Origin of the sequence: Actinomadura sp. J1-007, from assembly GCF_009793335.1 — a bacterium.
Classification (GTDB): Bacteria; Actinomycetota; Actinomycetes; order Streptosporangiales; family Streptosporangiaceae; genus Spirillospora; species Spirillospora yumaensis.
This window is the reverse complement of record NZ_WING01000001.1, coordinates 171507-190154: the sequence shown is the minus strand read 5'-3', so window position 1 is coordinate 190154 and position 18648 is coordinate 171507. Positions and strand designations below refer to the sequence as shown.

Annotated in this window: 14 protein-coding genes; 12 read left to right on the top strand and 2 right to left on the bottom strand. The window is 74.4% G+C overall.

The window, feature by feature from the left end:
- Positions 1-97: 97 nt before the first annotated feature.
- The 12 genes from murD (at position 98) to GEV43_RS00820 (ending at position 13478) form a co-directional block, all read left to right on the top strand.
- A complete protein-coding gene (gene murD, locus GEV43_RS00875) occupies positions 98-1501 on the top strand; it encodes a UDP-N-acetylmuramoyl-L-alanine--D-glutamate ligase (RefSeq protein ID WP_160819078.1) in 1404 nt (467 codons plus the stop codon).
- Positions 1498-2754: a putative lipid II flippase FtsW gene (ftsW, locus tag GEV43_RS00870; RefSeq protein WP_160819077.1), complete on the top strand. Its 1257-nt coding sequence runs from the start codon at positions 1498-1500 to the stop codon at positions 2752-2754. The genes murD and ftsW overlap by 4 nt, the downstream gene beginning before the upstream one ends.
- A 115-nt stretch (positions 2755-2869) precedes the next feature.
- The gene (gene murG, locus GEV43_RS00865; RefSeq protein ID WP_160819076.1) at positions 2870-3964 is read left to right on the top strand and encodes an undecaprenyldiphospho-muramoylpentapeptide beta-N-acetylglucosaminyltransferase; all 1095 of its coding nucleotides are present in this window, start codon (positions 2870-2872) and stop codon (positions 3962-3964) included.
- The gene (murC, locus tag GEV43_RS00860) at positions 3961-5406 is read left to right on the top strand and encodes a UDP-N-acetylmuramate--L-alanine ligase (RefSeq protein WP_160819075.1); all 1446 of its coding nucleotides are present in this window, start codon (positions 3961-3963) and stop codon (positions 5404-5406) included. Before murG ends, murC begins: the two co-directional genes overlap by 4 nt.
- Before the next feature lie 58 nt (positions 5407-5464).
- Positions 5465-6292 carry a cell division protein FtsQ/DivIB gene (locus GEV43_RS00855; RefSeq protein WP_194252512.1) on the top strand — a complete coding sequence of 276 codons (828 nt, stop codon included), beginning with the start codon at positions 5465-5467 and terminating at the stop codon, positions 6290-6292.
- 402 nt (positions 6293-6694) lie between these two features.
- Entirely contained in the window at positions 6695-8176 is a 1482-nt protein-coding gene (ftsZ, locus tag GEV43_RS00850; protein ID WP_160819074.1) for a cell division protein FtsZ, read from the top strand.
- 168 nt (positions 8177-8344) lie between these two features.
- Entirely contained in the window at positions 8345-9070 is a 726-nt protein-coding gene (gene pgeF / locus GEV43_RS00845; RefSeq protein ID WP_309239988.1) for a peptidoglycan editing factor PgeF, read from the top strand.
- The gene (locus tag GEV43_RS00840) at positions 9067-9774 is read left to right on the top strand and encodes a YggS family pyridoxal phosphate-dependent enzyme (protein ID WP_160819073.1); all 708 of its coding nucleotides are present in this window, start codon (positions 9067-9069) and stop codon (positions 9772-9774) included. Before pgeF ends, GEV43_RS00840 begins: the two co-directional genes overlap by 4 nt.
- A 106-nt stretch (positions 9775-9880) precedes the next feature.
- Positions 9881-10426 (top strand): cell division protein SepF, encoded by a 546-nt coding sequence (locus GEV43_RS00835; RefSeq protein WP_160819072.1) that lies wholly within the window; start codon positions 9881-9883, stop codon positions 10424-10426.
- Positions 10427-10447: 21 nt separating this feature from the next.
- The gene (locus GEV43_RS00830) at positions 10448-10732 is read left to right on the top strand and encodes a YggT family protein (RefSeq protein ID WP_160824202.1); all 285 of its coding nucleotides are present in this window, start codon (positions 10448-10450) and stop codon (positions 10730-10732) included.
- Between the two features lie 49 nt (positions 10733-10781).
- The gene (locus tag GEV43_RS00825) at positions 10782-11723 is read left to right on the top strand and encodes a DivIVA domain-containing protein (protein ID WP_160819071.1); all 942 of its coding nucleotides are present in this window, start codon (positions 10782-10784) and stop codon (positions 11721-11723) included.
- Positions 11724-11876: 153 nt separating this feature from the next.
- Positions 11877-13478, top strand: coding sequence for a hypothetical protein (locus GEV43_RS00820; protein ID WP_160819070.1), 1602 nt, complete (start codon positions 11877-11879; stop codon positions 13476-13478).
- 167 nt (positions 13479-13645) lie between these two features.
- Here the strand turns inward: GEV43_RS00820 and GEV43_RS00815 are convergent, their stop codons facing one another.
- Positions 13646-14455: a DUF1707 domain-containing protein gene (locus GEV43_RS00815; RefSeq protein ID WP_160819069.1), complete on the bottom strand. Its 810-nt coding sequence runs from the start codon at positions 14453-14455 to the stop codon at positions 13646-13648.
- 94 nt (positions 14456-14549) lie between these two features.
- Positions 14550-17732, bottom strand: coding sequence for an isoleucine--tRNA ligase (gene ileS / locus GEV43_RS00810; RefSeq protein WP_160819068.1), 3183 nt, complete (start codon positions 17730-17732; stop codon positions 14550-14552).
- Positions 17733-18648 lie beyond the last annotated feature (916 nt).

Below are 18648 nucleotides of genomic sequence, written 5' to 3'. Positions count from 1 at the left end.
GCCGCGCGCGACGTGACGGGGCGCGCGAAGTGACGGTCCGCGCGAGGCGCGGGTGTGCGAGGAGTGAGGGCGTGCGGGAAGTGGCGGTGTTCGGCAGGTGACCCGGTGGGAGGGCCTTCCGGTCTGCGTGGCGGGGCTCGGCGTGTCCGGGCGGGCCGCGGCGCGCGCGCTCGCGGGCCGCGGCGCGCGCGTGACGATCGTGGACGGCGGCGACGACGAGGCGCGGCGCGGCCACGCCGCCGAACTGGAGGCGCGCGGGGTCGCCGTGCGGCTCGGCGACGGCGAGACCCTCCCGGAGGGGACGGACCTGGTCGTCACCTCCCCGGGCTGGCGGCCCGACGTGCCGCTGCTCGCGGCGGCGGCCGGCGCCGGGATCGAGATCATCGGCGAGGTCGAGCTGGCCTGGCGGCTCCGTCCGCGCGACGCCGCGCCGTGGCTGGCGATCACCGGCACCGACGGCAAGACCACCGTCGTGCGGATGCTGGCGTCCATGCTGACCGCCGCCGGGCACCGGGCCCTCGCCGTCGGCAACGTCGGCACGCCGATCGTGGAGGCGGTCGCCGACCCGTACGACGTGCTCGCCGTGGAGCTGTCCAGCTACCAGCTCCACTGGTCGAGCGGGCTCGCGCCGTACGCGGCGACCGTGCTCAACATCGCGCCCGACCACCTCGACTGGCACGGCTCCATGGAGGCGTACACCGCCGCCAAGGGCAAGATCTTCGCGCCGTCCACCATCGCCGTCCGCAACGACGACGACCCGGCCGCCGCCGCGCTCGCGGCCCCCGCCGAACGGGCCGCCGGGTTCACGCTGGGCGTTCCTGCGCCGGGGCAGATCGGCGTGGTCGAGGAGCTCCTGGTCGACCGGGCGTTCACCGCCGACCCGGCGCGCGAGGCCGCCGAGCTGGCCGCGCTGGACGACGTGCGGCCGTTCGCCCCGCACAACGTCGCCAACGCCCTCGCCGCCGCCGGGCTCGCCCGCGCGTTCGGCGTGCCGCCGGAGGCGGTCAGGGAGGGCCTGCGGTCCTTCGTGCCCGACCCGCACCGGATCCAGCACGTCGCCGACATCGGCGGGGTCGCCTACGTCAACGACTCCAAGGCGACGCAGCCGCACGCCGCCGCCGCGTCCCTCGCCGCGTACGAGCCGATCGTGTGGATCGCGGGCGGCCTGCTCAAGGGCCTGGACGTCGACGACCTCGTGGCGTCCTGCGCGCCCCGGCTGCGCGGCGCCGTCCTGATGGGCCGCGACCGGCGCCGGATCGCCGAGGCGCTCGCGCGACACGCGCCGGATGTCCCGGTCGTGGACGTTCCGGACACCGACACTGGGGCGATGGACCGCGTCGTGACCGAAGCCGCCGCGCTCGCCCGGCCGGGCGACACCGTGCTGCTCGCCCCCGTGGGGGCCTCCTTCGACATGTTCGCCAACTACCCGGCGCGCGGCGACGCGTTCATCGCGGCCGTCCGGCGGCTCGCGCCGGACCCGGAGCCCCGGGCGCGCCCGTGACCGCCGTGCCGGCGGAGGACCCCGAGGAGCGCAGGCCCGCCTGGCGCGAGCAGACGGCCGCCGCGATCGGGCTGCTCGACCGCCCGCTCACCTCGTACTACCTGGTGCTCGGCACGTCGGTGATGCTGCTCGCGCTCGGGCTGACCATGGTGCTGTCGGCGTCCAGCGTGAAGCAGCTCCAGGAGACCGGCTCGGCGTACGCGCTGTTCCAGAAGCAGGCCATGTGGATGGCGATCGGCCTGCCCGGCATGTGGCTGGCGTCCCGGCTGCCGGTCAAGACGTTCCGGGCCCTCGCCTACCCGCTGCTGCTGCTGTCGATCGTCGCGCTCGTCCTGGTGCTGGTGCCCGGCCTCGGCCGTTCGGCGGGCGGCGCGACCCGCTGGATCAGCTTCGGGCCGCTCCAGCTCCAGCCGTCCGAGCCCGCCAAGCTCGGCCTCGTGCTGTGGGGCGCCGACCTGCTGGCCCGCAAGGAGCGCCTCGGGCAGCTCACCGAGTGGCGGCCGCTGCTGATGCCGCTGCTGCCCGGCGCGGGCCTGCTGGTCCTGCTGGTGATGCTCGGCAACGACCTCGGCACCACCCTCGTCCTGCTGACGATCTTCCTGGCGCTGCTGTGGGTGGTCGGCGCGCCCGGCCGGCTGTTCGTCGGCATCATCGGCCTGGTCGGCCTGCTGGTGTCCATCCTGATCCTCGTCGAGCCGTACCGGATGCAGCGCCTCACCGGCTTCCTCGACCCGGCCGGCGACCAGCTCACCACCAACTACCAGGGCACCCAGGGCCTGTTCGCGGTCGCCTCCGGCGGCCTGTTCGGCACGGGCCTGGGGGAGGGGCGGGCGAAGTGGGACTACCTCCCGCACGCCGAGACCGACTTCATCTTCGCGATCGTCGGCGAGGAGCTCGGCCTCGTCGGGACGCTCGTCGTGCTCGGGCTGTTCGGCGTGCTGGCGTACGCGGGGCTGCGCATCGCCCGCCGCGTCAAGGATCCGTTCACCCGGCTCGCCGCCGCCGGCACCACGGCCTGGCTGGTGGTGCAGGCCGTCGTCAACATCGGCGCGGTGATCCGTGTGCTCCCGATCACAGGGATCCCGCTGCCGCTGGTGTCGTACGGCGGCTCGGCGCTGATCCCGACGCTGATCGCCCTCGGCATGATGCTGGCGTTCGCCAAGCGGGAGCCCGGCGCGCGCCAGGCGCTCGCCGCACGGGGTCCCGGACCGGTCCCGAGGGCTCTAAGCTGGCTGGGCCTGGCACGGCGCTGAACCCCGCACCGGGGTGCCCCGGGGCCGGGCGCCCGTCCCCCGCCGGCCGGCGCGGCACGGGAAGCGGGCTGCACGGCACCGCCACCACGAACACGCTGAGGAGTTGTCAAGGAGCATGAGGGTTGTCCTGGCCGGCGGCGGCACCGCCGGACACATCGAGCCCGCACTGGCCCTCGCCGACGCGCTGCGCCGCAACGATCCGAACGTGGGGATCACGTGCCTCGGCACCGAGCGCGGGCTGGAGACCCGCCTGGTCCCGCAGCGCGGCTACGAACTCGCCCTGATCCCGCCCGTGCCGCTCCCGCGCACGCTGACCCCCCAGCTGCTGTCGGTGCCGGGCCGGCTGCGCGGGGCGATCAACGCGGCGGCGTCGGTGCTCGACCAGGCGCGGGCCGACATCCTGGTCGGCTTCGGCGGGTACGTGGCGACGCCCGGCTACCTCGCCGCGCGCAAGCGCAAGGTGCCGATCATCGTGCACGAGGCCAACCCGAAGCCGGGCCTGGCCAACAAGCTCGGCGCCCGGTTCACCGACCACGTCGCGGTCTCGCACCCCGACTCGCCGCTGCCGAACGCGACGTTCGTCGGCATCCCGCTGCGGCGGGAGGTCGCCGCGCTCGACCGGCTCGCGATGGGCGACAAGGCCCGGTCCTACTTCGGGCTGCTGCCCGACCTGCCCACGCTGCTGATCTTCGGCGGCTCGCAGGGCGCCCGCTCGCTCAACCGCGCGGCGGTCGCGGCGGCGCCGTGGTTCCGGCAGGCCGGGATCCAGGTGCTCCACATCGTCGGCCCGAAGAACACCGAGGAGCCCGAGCCGGTCCAGGGCGGCCCGCAGTACGTCACGATCCCCTACTGCGACCGGATGGACCTGGCGTACGCGGCGGCCGACATGGCGATGTGCCGCGCGGGCGCGATGACCTGCGCGGAGCTGGCCGCGGTCGCGCTCCCGGCGGTGTACGTGCCGCTCCCGATCGGCAACGGCGAGCAGCGGCTGAACGCCGAGCCGATCGTCCAGGGAGGCGGCGGGCTGCTGGTCGACGACGCCGAGCTGAGCCCCGACTGGATCGGGCAGAACCTGCTGCCCGTCCTCGCCGACCCGTCCCGGGTCGCGCACATGTCGGAGGCGGCGGGCCGGATGGGCAAGCGCGACGCCGACGTCGCCCTCGCCCGGATGGTGTACGAGGTCGTCAACTCCGCGAGCGGCGGACGATGAGCCTGGTCACGCCCGGGGACGTCGTCCCGGCGGGGGAGCTCGGCCGGGTCCACTTCATCGCGATCGGCGGCGCCGGCATGTCCGGCATCGCCCGCGTCATGCTCCGGCGCGGCATCGCCGTGTCCGGCAGCGACGCGCGCGACTCCGAGCTGCTCGGCCAGCTCGGCGACCTCGGCGCCAAGGTGTACGTCGGGCACGACGCGAGCTACCTGGGCGACGCCGACACGGTGGTGGTGTCCACGGCGATCCGCGAGTCCAACCCCGAGCTGGTCGAGGCGCGGGCGCGCGGGCTGCGCGTCCTGCACCGCTCGGCGGCGCTGGCGTCGCTGATGGCGGGGCGCAGGGCCGTCGCGGTCGCCGGGACGCACGGCAAGACCACGACGACGTCGATGCTGACCGTCGCGCTCCAGCACGCGGGCGCCGACCCGTCCTACTGCATCGGCGGGCAGCTCGTCACGACCGGGCTCGGCGCCGACGAGGGCTCGGGCGACGCGTTCGTGGCCGAGGCCGACGAGAGCGACGGGTCGTTCCTGATGTACACCCCGCACATCGCGGTGGTGACCAACGTGGAGGCCGACCACCTCGACAACTACGGCGGCTTCGAGATGGTCAAGGAGAACTTCGCGAGGTTCGTCGAACGGATCGAGCCGGGCGGCACGCTCGTGGCGGGCGCCGACGACCCGGTCGCGATGGAGCTGGCCGACCTCGCGCGCGGCCGCGGGCTGGCCGTCCGCACGTACGGGGCGACCGAGGGCGCCGACCTGCGCGTGACCGGGTTCACCCCGCGGGGGCTCGGCTCGCGCTTCCGGATCGAGGGCGTCGAGGACGCGGACGGCGCGGACGGCGGGCTCGACGTGGAGCTGGGCGTCCCCGGGCGGCACAACGCGCTGAACGCCGCGGCCGTGGTCGCGGTGGCGCTGGCCCTCGGCGTCGACGCCGGAGCCGTACGGGACGGGCTCGCCTCGTTCGGCGGCGCGATGCGGCGCCTGGAGCGCAAGGGCGAGGCGGGCGGCGTCGAGGTGTTCGACAGCTACGCCCACCACCCGACCGAGCTGACCGCCGACCTGGAGGCCACCCGCGACTACGTCGGCGAGCGCGCCGGGGAGGGCGCGCCGGGCCGCATCGTCGCGGTGTTCCAGCCGCACCTCTACAGCCGCACCCGGTTCTTCGCCGCCGAGTTCGGCGCGGCGCTCGGGCTCGCCGACGTCGCCGTGGTGCTGGACGTCTACGGCGCGCGCGAGGACCCGGAGCCCGGCGTCACCGGCGAGCTGGTGTCGGCGGCCGTCCCGGAGGGAACGCGTGCCGTCTACGCCCCCGGCTGGGACGAGGTTCCCGCGCTCGTCGCCGGGCTCGCCCGTCCGGGCGACGTGGTGATCACGCTCGGCGCGGGCGACGTGACCCGGCTCGGCCCGATGATCCTGGAGCGCCTCGGCTCGGCGTGATGGAGCGCGCCGGGCGTGGGCGCTGCGCTCCCGGGCCGATCACTGCCAAGCTGGACCCATGAGCAAGGCGGGGACGAGCCGTACCGGCACCGGCGAACCCGCGCCCGGCCCCGGCGACGGCACGACCGGCGCGGGCGGTCCGGACGCCGGGGGCGGCGGGAAGGGCCGCAGAGGACGGGGCGGAGGCGCCCGCGCGGGACGCCGCGGGCCCGGCCGGTGGAAGGTGGCCTTCGTCGCCCTGCTGGTCGTGGCGGTGCTCGCGGCCTGCGCGTGGGTGCTGCTCGGGTCGCGGCTGCTGGTCGTCCGGCACGTGGAGGTGACCGGGACGAAGCTCGCGCCGCGCGACCGCGTGGTCGCCGCGTCCGGGATCAGGCTCGGCCGCCCGATGGCGCGGCTCGGCACCGGCGCGGCGCGCGGGCGGGTGCAGGCGCTGCGCGAGGTCGAGTCCGCCAGGATCGAACGGCACTGGCCGGGAACGGTGCGGATCGTCGTCCGCGAGCGCGTCCCGATCGTCACGGTCGAGCGCGGCGGCCGGTTCTACCAGCTCGACCGCAACGGCGTCACCGTCGCCGACGGGGCGGCCCCGCCGCCGGGGATGCCCGCGCTGACGGCCGCCGCGCCCGGACCGTCCGATCCGGCGACGCTCGCGGCGCTGCGGGTGGTGGTGGAGCTGCCCGGGCGGCTGCGCGGCCGGCTCGGCGAGGTCGAGGCGGCCACGCCGCAGTCGGTGACGCTCCGGCTGTCGGGCGGGCTGACCGTGGTGTGGGGCGCGCCCGAGCGGGCCGACGAGAAGGTCCGCCTGATCGACGCGCTGCGGCGCGGCGCGGGCGGGCGCGGCGCGCGGACGATCGACGTGAGCTCGCCCGAGGTCGTCACCACCCGGTGACGCGGCGACCGAGTGGGGACCGGTGCGTGTGTCGCGGGGATTCCGGCCGCCCGATGGGGCACGCTGGAACGGTCGGGCGGGTCCGGAGCGGCCCGGTGGTCGGGGGAAGCGGCGCCGCGGGGGAGATCTCCTTCGCCAACCAGGGCAACTGGTGCTCTCGCGACACGCCGAGGCAGTTCGGGGGAGGTTAGTTGACCCTGGCGGTAAGGCCGCCCTACTGTCCGTATCAGTCCTCAGGTTGACATAACTGTAAGCCTCAAGTTGAGGGTGAGGGTTGAGGGTCGGTCCCGTACCGCCCCGCGGCCCGCCCAGGAACGTACACAGGTCAGGAAACACCGCAGCGGCACTGGTCGGCAGACCGGTCCGGCCGGTCGGATAGAGCGAGCGGAAAGGCCCCTCGTCGTGGCAGCACCGCAGAATTACCTCGCGGTCATCAAGGTCGTCGGAATCGGCGGCGGCGGCGTCAACGCCGTCAACCGGATGATCGAAGAGGGACTCAAGGGCGTCGAGTTCATCGCGATCAACACGGACGCCCAGGCGCTGCTGATGAGTGACGCCGACGTGAAGCTCGACGTGGGCCGCGAGCTCACCCGCGGGCTCGGCGCCGGGGCCAACCCGGACGTGGGCCGCAAGGCCGCCGAGGACCACCGCGAGGAGATCGAGGAGGTGCTCAAGGGCGCCGACATGGTCTTCGTCACCGCGGGCGAGGGAGGTGGCACCGGCACCGGCGGCGCGCCCGTCGTCGCCAACATCGCCCGCTCCCTCGGCGCCCTCACCATAGGCGTCGTCACCCGCCCGTTCAGCTTCGAGGGCAAGCGCCGCGCGATGCAGGCGGAGGCCGGCATAGAGACGCTGCGCGACGAGGTCGACACCCTCATCGTGATCCCCAACGACCGGCTGCTGTCGATCAGCGACCGGCAGGTCAGCGTGCTCGACGCGTTCAAGGCCGCCGACCAGGTGCTGCTGTCCGGTGTCCAGGGCATCACCGACCTGATCACCACGCCCGGCCTGATCAACCTCGACTTCGCCGACGTCAAGTCGGTCATGTCCGGGGCCGGCTCCGCGCTGATGGGCATCGGCTCGGCGCGCGGCGACGACCGCTCGGTCGCCGCCGCCGAGATGGCGATCTCCAGCCCGCTACTGGAGGCCAGCATCGACGGCGCCCACGGCGTGCTGCTGTCCATCTCCGGCGGCTCCGACCTCGGCCTGTTCGAGATCAACGAGGCGGCGCAGCTCGTCTCCAACGCCGCCGCGCCCGACGCCAACATCATCTTCGGCGCGGTCATCGACGACGCGCTCGGCGACGAGGTCCGGGTCACGGTGATCGCGGCGGGTTTTGACGAGGGCCGTCCTAGCAAGCCGGCCCCGGAACCCGAGACCAAGCGGCTCCCGCCGCCGCCGCGGCCGACCCCGCCGCCGCCCGCCGCCCCGGCGGCGCCCGCGTCCCCGGCCAACCCGATCCCGAGCCGGGTCGGGCGCGCCGAGCCCGCCCAGCCCGTCCAGTCCGTCGCGCAGGCCGCCGCCGCGCCGCAGGCCCCCGGGCCCCGGCCCGAGCCCGAGCAGCGCCCGCAGGCGCCCGCCCCGCCGGCGCCGCCCGCCGACGAGCGGCCCGCGCCGCGGCCCGCCCCGGCGCCCCGCGAGGAGCCGGCGCGCGCCGAGGCGCAGCCCGCGCAGCCGTCCCAGCCCGAGCGCGACGCCGCGCCCGGCGCGGGGTCCGACGGCGACGACGGCGCCCGTCCGCCCGCGCCGCGGCCGTCCGCCGAGCCGTCCCCGTCGCGGGTGCACGCGGGGGAGAGCGAGGGCGGCCCGGCCACCGGCCAGCGCCGCCGCCCCGTCGTCTTCGACGAGGACGACGACCTCGACGTCCCCGACTTCCTGAAGTGACCGCGCCCCGGCGCGGGCGACCGACGCGACCGGAGCGAACGCGGAACGCACGACCGAACGACCGCCCGAGCGACCACGACTAGGTGACCACGAGCACACGTGACGACCAGCACAAGCGATCCGAGCGCCCCGGTGCCCTCGACCCCGCCCGGCCCCGGGCCCGGCGCGATCACCCGCGTCCCTCTGGGCGACGGCGTCGGCGCGGCCTTCACCGCGCGCGCCGGCGGGACGAGCGCCGCCCCGTTCGACTCCCTCAACCTCGGCGGCGCGGTCGGCGACGACCCGGCCGCCGTCCGCGGCAACCGGGCGCGGGCCGCCGCCGCGCTCGGCCTCGACCCCGCCCGCACGGTCTGGATGCGGCAGGTGCACGGCGCCGACGTGGCGTTCGTCGAGCGCCCCGGCGAGGACCTCCCGCCGGTCGACGCGATCGTGACGACCGTCCCGGGCCTCGCTCTCGCCGTCCTGGTCGCCGACTGCGCGCCCGTCCTGCTCGCCGACCCCGTCGCGGGCGTCGTCGGCGCGGCGCACTCGGGCCGTCCCGGCACGGCCGCCGGCGTCGTCCCCGCCCTGGTCGAACGGATGCGCGAGCACGGCGCGGAGCCGGGCCGCACCGCCGCGGCCATCGGGCCCGCCGCGTGCGGCGGCTGCTACGAGGTCCCGGCGGAGATGCGCGACGAGGTCGCCGCGCTCGTCCCGGCCGCCCGCGCCACCACGGCCAAGGGCACGCCGGGCCTCGACATCCGCGCGGGCGTCGCCGCGCAGCTCGCCGAGGCGGGGGTGGCCGACGTGCGCGCCGACCCGCGCTGCACGATCGAGACGCCCGGCCTGTTCTCGTACCGCCGCGACGGCCGCACCGGCCGGTTCGCGGGCTTCGTCTGGCTGGAGTCGCGGTGAACGAGGGGGAGGCGCGGCGCGAGGAGATCGCCGCCAACCTCGACGACGTCCGCAAGCGGATCGGCGAGGCGTGCGCCGCCGCCGGGCGGGACGCGTCGCAGATCACGCTGATCGCGGTGAGCAAGACGTTCCCGCCGTCCGACGTGCGGCACCTGGCCGCGCTCGGCGTGACCGACGTCGCCGAGAACCGCGACCAGGAGGCCAGGCCCAAGGCCACCGAGACCTCCGACCTGTCGCTGACCTGGCATTTCGTCGGCCAGCTCCAGACCAACAAGGCGCGTTCGGTGGCCGGGTACGCCGACGTCGTCCAGTCGGTCGACCGGGTCAAGCTCGTCGGCGCCCTGTCGTCGGCCGCCGTGCGGTCCGAGCGCACCCTGCGCTGCCTGGTCCAGGTGTCGCTGGACGAGGCGGAGGACCGCGGCGGGGCCGCGCCGGACGACGTGCCGGAGCTCGCGGACGCGATCGCCGCGGCCGAGGGCCTGGAGCTGAAGGGCGTGATGGCCGTCGCGCCGCTCGGCGCCGACTCGCTCCCGGCGTTCCAGAGGCTGGCGGAGGTGGCGGCCGGCCTGCGCGACGCGCACCCCGAGGCGGACGTCATGTCGGCGGGGATGAGCGGCGATCTGGAGCAGGCGATCGCGTGTGGCGCGACACACCTGCGGATCGGTACGGCGTTGCTCGGCGGCCGACGGGCAATCGTCAGGTAATGTCCCCCCAGTGGTACCTGCCGAAACGGCGGGCCACATCGGCGGAAGAGTCCGACGGCGGCGCCGACGCGCCGGGTGCCGCGGCCACAGGACGACGGAGGGGCGTATGGCCAGCGCGATGCGCAAGATGGCGGTCTACCTCGGCCTTGTGGAGGACGACCGCTACGACGACAAGTACGGCAAGTACGACGAGTACGACGAGTACGAGGTCTACGACGAGGAGGCCGACCCCGGTCAGGGGCGCCGTCGTGAGGACGAATCCGGCGGTCAGCTTACCCGAGCCGAGGAGACGGCGGACCGCGATCGCGATCATCACGCCGCGTCGGCCACCGAGCGACGCTCCGTGGCGCTCTACGAGTCGGGTACCACCGACCTTGCGCGCATCACTACGCTGCACCCAAGGACCTACAACGAGGCAAGGACCATCGGGGAGCACTTCCGGGAGGGCACGCCGGTCATCATGAACCTGACCGAGATGGTCGACAGCGACGCCAAGCGTCTGGTCGACTTCGCGGCGGGTCTGGTGTTCGGCCTGCACGGGAGCATCGAGCGTGTTACCAACAAGGTGTTCCTGCTGTCGCCGGCCAACGTGGAGGTGACGGCCGAGGACAAGGCCCGGATGGCAGAACGAGGGTTCTTCAACCAAAGCTGACAGCCACATGCGAGAGTGTCCGTGAACATCGTTGGACTCGTACTGCAGTACGTCCTCTACATCTTCCTCCTGTTCCTCATCGGGAGGCTGATCCTGGAGGTGCTCCAGTCGTTCGCCCGACAGTGGCGGCCTCGGGGGGTGGTGCTCGTGATCGCCGAGGCGACCTACACCATCACCGATCCGCCACTGAAACTGCTGAGGCGTTTCATCCCGCCGATACGTCTGGGTAACGTGGCGTTGGACCTCAGCTTCACCTTGCTCATCCTTGTGGTCTGGGTCATGATCATCTTCGTGCAGAGGCTCTGATCGGATACCGTCCTTTGGGACAGACTCCAAGCGCGCCAAGGAGACGAACATGCCGCTGACACCCGCCGATGTGCGGAACAAGCAGTTCAGTACCACCAGGCTGAGGCCGGGGTACGACGAGGAGGAGGTGGACGCCTTCCTCGACGAGGTCGAGGCCGAGCTCGACCGCCTCATCCAGGAGAACGAGGAGCTCCGGGCCAAGCTGGCCGAGTGCCTTCGCGGCAAGGTTCCCGCCATGGCCGCCCCGATCGTCGAGCCGAAGCCCGACGTGCAGCAGATCCCCGAGCCCCCCCGGCCCGAGCCGCAGCAGCAGCCGAAGCCCGAGCCCGAGCTGGCGCTCGGCGGCCTCGGCATGACGGCCGCCCCCACGGGCGAGGACAACATGGACACCGCCGCGCGCGTGCTCGCGCTGGCGCAGCAGACCGCCGACCAGGCGATCGCCGACGCCCGCCGGGAGGCCGACGAGACCCTCGGCCGCGCCCGCCGCGAGGCCGAGGAGATCCTCGGCAAGGCCCGCCGCCAGGCCGACCAGATCGTCAGCGAGGCCCGCTCCCGCGCCGAGGCCCTCGACCGCGACGCCCAGGAGCGGCACCGCCAGGTCATGGGCTCGCTCGTGCAGCAGCGCGAGGAGCTCGAACGCGAGGTCGACAACCTGCGCGCGTTCGAGCGCGAGTACCGCAGCCGGCTGAAGGTCTACCTGGAGGGCCAGCTCCGCGACCTGGAGGCCGGCAGCACCGAGACCGGCGCGTTCCCGGCCCCCGGCGGCGGCTCCATGCAGTCCGGCCCCCAGACCGGACCGCAGAACGCCATCCCGCACGCCCCCACCGGCGAGAACCGCAACGGCGCCGCCACCGGGCAGGGCTCCAACCCGACGGGCGCGACGCCGTTCCCGCCGCCGGCCGAGCCCGCGCAGCACGCCCAGCAGGTTCAGCACTCCGCCACCGGCGCGTTCCACGCGGGCGGCGACAACCCGCCGCACGAGAGGCGCTGAGGCCCGCTCCGCAGGCGATAGTGTCTTCTCCGATCGCCGCGCCGCGGATGGCATCGCCGCCATCCCGGCGGCGTTCCGGAGACGCCGGCGGTCGATCTCCGCGCCGGGACGACGGCCCCGGAGGCGTGCGGCTCGTTAGAGGGAGAGACCCTAGTGATCATCCTGAGTGGCGTCCTCGTGGTGGTGGCGATCGCGCTGCTGGTCGCCGGAATCGTCGCGGGCAACGGAGACAGCGCACAGGTGTTCGGCCTGGACGCGCTGGTCGTGATCTACATTTCGATCGCGGTCAGCATCGTCTCGGCGCTGTGCCTGGCGATCGGGGTGTTCCTGCGCCGCAAGGACCTGTGGGGGGTGGGGGCGACGACCCCCGCCGCCAAGAAGGGCCGCAAGGGCCGCAAGGCCAAGATCACGGTGCCGCCGGCCGTTCCGGCGAAGGGCTCCGCGGAGACCGCCGAGACCGCTCCCGTCGCGTCCCCCGCCGCCGGCAAGGCCGACGACGAGGTGGAGATCCCGGCCCAGCCGGCCGACGTCCCCTCCGACGCCCTCGTGCAGGTCGTCCGCGGGCGCAAGCGCTACCACCTGAGCACCTGCCGGCAGCTCGCCGGGCGTGACACCGAGGAACTGACCTACGCCGAGGCCAAGGAAGAGGGCTTCAGCTCCTGCACCGCCTGCATGCCCGACACCGCCCTGGCGGCGCGCGCCGCGGTGTCGGTCCCCGCGGCGGCGCGGGAACGCGGTTCCTCCTCCGGTACGACCTCCCCGACCGGTACGGCCTCCCCGTCCGGTACGGCTTCGTCCGGCGCGGGCTCGTCGGGTACGGCCTCCGGTGCGACGGCGCCGCTGCCGTCCAAGCCCGCCTCGTCCTCCGGCGCCTCGTCCTCCGGGTCCCAGGCGTCGTCGGCGTTCGCCTCCGCGCCGCCCGCCCCGCCCGCCGCTTCCAAGCAGCCGGCCGCGCCTTCCGCTCCCAAGGAGCCCGCGTCGCCGAGCCTCGCGAAGCCCGCTCAGCCCGCGCCCTTCGCGCCGGAGAGCCCCACGGCCCCGGCGCCGAAGCCCGAGACCGCCAAGACCGCCGAACCGCCCGTCCAGGAGAGCAAGCCCGAGCCTGCGGAGCAGCCCCGGCAGGAGCCGGCGGCGCCGAATCCGTCCGAGCCTTCCCAGCCTTCCCAGCCGTCCGGTGCGTCCGCCTCCGGCGTGTCCGGGGCCTCGCTGCCGTCCGCCTGGGGCCTGCCCGGCGGCGCCCGCAAGCCCGAGCCCACCGCGACCGACCTGCCGGTGGCCGGAGCCGCCTCCACGTCCACGCAGAAGCCGGAAACCGGCAAGGACGACTCCGAGCCAGCCTCCGCGGGCGAGAAGGCGGCAACGGCCGAATCCGGGCCGTCCGACGCCACCGGCACGGCTCCGCTGGACGTCCCGCCGCCCGCCGCCGCGCCGCGTCCCCGCGAGGCCGCTCCCGCGAGCCCCGAGCCCGCCCCGTCCTCCGGCGCGAAGCACGCCGCACCCACACCCGCTCCCGCCGAGCCCGCGGAGCCCGCCGAGCCGGGGTCCGCGAGCGCCGGGCCCGCCGGGGCCGAGGACGAGCCCCAGGTGCGCATCCTGAGCGGCACCAAGCGCTACCACCGCATCGACTGCGCGCTGATCGAGGACATCGGCGACGAGGCCGACGACCTGGAGTCCCTGTCCCGCAGCGAGGCGAAGGCGCGCGGCTGCACCCCGTGCCTGGTGTGCCAGCCCGACCGCGAGCACGCCCGCGACTGAGCCGCGGACCGAGCCGCGACGAACGACGGCGAACGACGACGAACGAGACGGCCGCGCCCATGGGGGGGCGGCCGTCTCCGTGTTCCGTCCAAGGCGGCGCGGGATCGGGCCTCGCGCCGCCCTCCAGCGCGCCGTACCCTCCCGTCCGGTGCGGCGGCCGGATCCGGTCAGGCCCGGCGGCGGCGCTGGTCGCGCATGGCCCGCAGGTGGTCCCGGCGGGCGTCGCGGAGCTGCCGGTGCTCCTCGCGGAGCGCGTGGTGCTCCTCGTGCAGGGCGTGCCGTTGCTCGCGCAGCCTGTGGTGCAGCTCGTGGCGTTCGCGGCGGCGGTCGGCGCGCGTACCGCCCGCTTCGCGGCGCTTGACGCTGACGCCGCCGAAGAGCACGAGCCCGGTCAGCCGGATCACGGGCGCCTCGGGGTCGGCGGTGTCGTCGCCGACGATGTCGTGCCCGCCGAAGACCGCGTTGCCGCTGTTCACGACGCGCACGCCGGGCGGGACCGTGATGTCCACGCCGCCGAACAGGCAGCTGATGTTCAGGGTGATCTCGCGCTGCGACAGGACCGCCTCGCGGAAGTCAAGCTCGACGCCGCCGAAAACGCAGGTGATGTTGGTGTGCGGCTCGGCCAGCCAGCGGCCCTTGCGGACGGCCCCGGAGAAGACCGCGACCATCGTCGGGGACTGCGCGACCGGGGGCGGGGCGGCGTCCTTGTCGAGGCTGACCTTGGGCGCGGCCGCCGGGGCGGAGGGGCCGGGGGCGCCCGCGGCGCCGGGCAGGTCGTGCAGGACGGGTTCGAGGTCGGCGTACGTCTTGGCCCGGTACACCGCGTCGATGCGCTCGGCGTGCTCCTCCGGCGTGATGCGGCCTTCGGCGAGGGCCTCGCGCAGGCGGTCGGCCACCTGGTCCCGGTCGGCGTCGGACGCCCGGAGGCGGGCGGACGGCGGCTCCGGCCCGGACGAGGGGGGTTCTGGAAGGTTCACCCCGACATCATCGCAAACGCGATGTGTCGTGAAGAAGCCCTTACGCCATGATCCCTGAGGGCCCCGCCCGTTCCCTGGCGGGGCCCTCGGAGCGTCACGCGGCCTTGCGGATCCAGAACGCGAGGCCGAGCTCGTCGTCGCGGAACGGCTCGCCCTCGGCCGGGCGGCCCTCCCGGACCGACGTCGCGAGGACCTCGCCGGCGAGCTCGGCGCCGTGGGAGCGCAGGGCCTCGGCGAGGTCGTCGCCCGCGGCCTCCCACCACAGCTCGATCCGGTCGGTGACCTCCAGGCCGGACGACTTGCGGCCGTCCTGGACGAGCCGTACGGCCTCGCGGACGAGGCCCGCGCGGCGCAGCTCGGGCGTGACCGTGAGGTCGAGCGCCACCGTCTCGCCCGCCGCGCTCTCCACCGCCCAGCCCGAACGGGGCCGCTCGGTGACGATCACGTCGTCCGGGCCGAGGGCGACCGGGCCGAGGCCGTCGACCTCCACCCGCGCGCCGTCCCCGCCGCGCAGGGCGGCGACCAGGGCGGACGGGTCCTGCGCGGTGACGGCCTTCGCGACCTTCGGGGTGTCCTTGGCGTACCGCTTGCCGAGCTCCCGGAAGTTGGGCTTGACCTCGTACTCGACCAGATCGCCGCCGATCGAGGCCAGCTCCTCGAACGCCAGGACGTTCAGCTCGTCGGAGATCTGGCCGCGCAGCTCGGCGGGCAGCGCGGTCCAGCCGGCCGCGCCGACGAGGGCGCGGCCGAGCGGCTGCCGGGTCCGGACGCCGGACGCCGCGCGCGCCGACCGGCCGAGCTCGACCAGGCGGCGGACCAGCGCCATCTGGGCGGTGAGGCCCGCGTCGAGCAGGTCCTCGCGGACGGCGGGCCATTCGGCGAGGTGCACCGACTCGGGCGCGCCGTCCTGCCGGAGCACGTCCCAGACGTGGTCGGTGACGAACGGCACCATCGGCGCCATCAGCCGCGTCAGCGTCTCCAGGCACTCGTAGAGCGTGGCGAACGCCGCGGCGCCCTCGGGCGTCTCGGGCCCCTCCCAGAAGCGGCGGCGCGACCGCCGGACGTACCAGTTGGACAGGTCGTCGACGAACTCGGCGAGGCGGCGCCCGGCGGCGGCGGTGTCGAAGCCCTCCAGCGCCTCGTCCACCTCCTTGACCGTGCGGTGCAGCTCGGCGAGCGCCCAGCGGTCGAGCAGCGGCCGGTCGGCGGGCGCCGGGGCCTCGGCGAGGCGGTCCGGCGTCCAGGCGCGGCCCTGCGCGGCGGCGGCGTTGGCGTACAGGACGAAGAACGACGCGGTGTTCCAGTAGGTGAGGAGCACCTTGCGGACGATCTCCTCCAGCGCGCCGGGGCCGACCCGCCGCGACGCCCACGGCAGCCCGCCGGCCAGCATGAACCAGCGGAGCGCGTCGGCGCCGTGCTCGTCCATCAGCGGGATGGGCCGCAGCACGTTGCCGAGGTGCTTGCTCATCTTGCGGCCGTCCTCGGCGAGGATCAGGCCGAGGCACAGGACGTTCTCGTACGACGACCGGTCGAACACCAGCGTGCCGACGGCCATCAGCGAGTAGAACCAGCCGCGCGTCTGGTCCTGCGCCTCGCAGATGTACTGGGCGGGGTAGGTCTGCTCGAACATCTCGTTGCCGCGGTGCGGGGCGCCCCACTGGGCGAACGGCATGGAGCCCGAGTCGTACCAGGCGTCGATCACGTCGGGGACGCGCCTCGCCTCCGCCCCGCACCGGGGGCAGGGCAGCGTCACGTCGTCCACGTACGGGCGGTGCGGGTCGAGCGAGGACAGGTCCTTACCGGCGAGCTCGCCCAGCTCCTTGAGCGAGCCGACGCAGGTGACGTGCTCCTCGTCCTCGCCGCACATCCACAGCGGCAGGGGCGTGCCCCAGTAGCGGCTGCGCGAGAGCGACCAGTCGACGTTGTTGCGGAGCCACTCGCCGTAGCGGCCGTGCTTGACGTTCTCGGGGTACCAGTTGGTCCTCTCGTTCTCCTCCAGCAGCCGGTCCTTGATCTGCGTGGTGCGGATGTACCAGGCGGGGAGCGCGTAGTAGAGCAGCGGGGTGTGGCAGCGCCAGCAGTGCGGGTAGCTGTGCTCGAAGTGGTCGCCCCGGTACAGCAGCCCGCGCGCGCGCAGGTCGTCGGTCAGCGACTCGTCGGCGTCCTTGAAGAACTTCCCGCCGACCATGGGGACGGTCGCCAGGAAGCGCCCGTCGGGCCCGATCGGGTTGACGATCGGCATCCCGTAGTTCTTGCAGACGGTCATGTCGTCCGCGCCGAACGCGGGCGCCTGGTGGACCAGGCCCGTGCCGTCCTCGACGGTCACGTAGTCGCCGAGGACGACGTAGTGCGCGTCCGGGATGTCGACGAGGTCGAACGGCCGCCGGTACGGGGTGCGCTCCAGCTCGGTCCCCCGGAACGTCGCGAGCCGTTCGGCGCCCTCGCCGAGGACCTGGTCGACCAGCGGCTCGGCGACGACGAGCACCTCGCCGGAGCCCGCCGGGCGCGCCGCGACGTAGGTGACGTCCGGGTGGACGGCCACGGCGGTGTTGGACACCAGCGTCCAGGGCGTCGTCGTCCAGATGAGCAGGGACGCGCCGAGCTCGGCGAGCGGGCCGTCGCCGGCCACCGGCATCCGCACGTACACCGACGGGCTCGTCACCGTCTCGTACCCGCCGGGCTGGCCCAGCTCGTGGTCGGACAGGCCGGTGCCGCAGCGCGGGCAGTACGGGGTGATGCGGAAGTCGCGGAACAGCAGGCCCTTGTCGAAGACGACCTTCAGCGACCACCAGACCGACTCGACGTAGTCGGGGTTCATCGTCCAGTACGCCTGCTCGGTGTCGACCCAGTAGCCCATCCGGTCGGACATCTCCTGGAAGGCGCCGACGTGCCGCTGCACCGACTCGCGGCAGCGGTCGTTGAACTCCGCGACGCCGTACTCCTCGATGTCCTTCTTGCCGGTGAGGCCGAGCTCCTTCTCCACCGCGACCTCGACGGGCAGGCCGTGGCAGTCCCAGCCGCCCTTGCGGGGGACGTGGTAGCCCTTCATCGTCTTGAAGCGCGGGAAGACGTCCTTGAACGCGCGGGCCTCGACGTGGTGCACGCCGGGCAGCCCGTTCGCGGTGGGCGGGCCCTCGTAGAACATCCAGCGGGGGCCGGACGCGGTGCGCTCCAGCGACCGCTCGAACACCTTGCTGTCCTGCCAGCGGCGCAGCATGTCCCGCTCCAGGGCGGGCAGATCGACCTGCGCGGGCAGCGGCCTGAACTGACGGCTCACGGTGGACGGACCTCCGGATCGACGTGGGACTGCACGTGGACCGGAGGGACGAGACGGCGGCTCGTTCCGGCGGCGCGCGTCGGCGCCAGCCGGAGGGGCCGGTCCCGCGGTACCACCCTCCTTGACCCCGCCTCGTGCGGCGGGATCCGCTTCGTTCGTCTTCGGCTGCCGGGTCTACCGCGCCCCGCGCGGACGGGCGGGGCGGTTCTTCCGGCGGCTCAGGGGTGATCAGACCGCCGGGCTCGCCCCCGGGCTCGCACCGTCCCCGGGTCGCTCATCGCTGCGTACGGCGGCAGGTGTCCCCGTCAGGGCCGTGCCGACTACTGACCGAGATTAACGTACCCGGCGACGGTTCTCTTCCCGTTACCGGTACGGCGGGGACGGGCGTGGCGCGTGCGGCCCGGCTCCTTTTCGAGATTTCGCCATGGGCGGGGTTTCTCTCCGATCGGTGACGGGGCATATGCGGCGTGTAACGCACCCAGGTTGTTTGCCGTGCCGTGAAAGGGGACTTATGCTGCCCGCACTGCCTGTCGAGGAGATCAGCGCGAGGGGGGCCGAGATGGCCGGCGCGGGGAGAGGCAAGGCGCCCTCGGGGGAGAAGAAGACCCGCGGAGCGCGCCCGGCGAAGAAGTCACCGTCGGCCAAGGGACCGGCGCCGAAAACGCCCGCCGCCAAGCCGTCGGGAAGGACCGCCGCCGGATCCGCGAAGTCCAAGGCATCGGCGAAGGGCGGCAAGGCGTCGAAATCCGCGAAGTCGAGGGCCGCCGCCGACGCGGCGGAGGCGGTCGAGGCGGTCGAGACGGCGGAGATGACTGAGACGGTCGAGGCCGTCGCGGAGACCGGGCGGGGTGCGGGGGCGAAGCCCGCCAAGCGGGCCGCCAAGGGCAAGCAGGCGGCGGGTCGCAAGGCGTCCGCG

Excerpts from the sequence above, each read along its gene's own strand:
- murG (WP_160819076.1), top strand. The coding sequence starts at position 2,870 with ATGAGGGTTGTCCTGGCCGGCGGCGGCACCGCCGGACACATCGAGCCC.
- murC (WP_160819075.1), top strand. The coding sequence starts at position 3,961 with ATGAGCCTGGTCACGCCCGGGGACGTCGTCCCGGCGGGGGAGCTCGGC.
- GEV43_RS00855 (WP_194252512.1), top strand. The coding sequence starts at position 5,465 with ATGAGCAAGGCGGGGACGAGCCGTACCGGCACCGGCGAACCCGCGCCC.
- GEV43_RS00835 (WP_160819072.1), top strand. The coding sequence starts at position 9,881 with ATGGCCAGCGCGATGCGCAAGATGGCGGTCTACCTCGGCCTTGTGGAG.
- GEV43_RS00825 (WP_160819071.1), top strand. The coding sequence starts at position 10,782 with ATGCCGCTGACACCCGCCGATGTGCGGAACAAGCAGTTCAGTACCACC.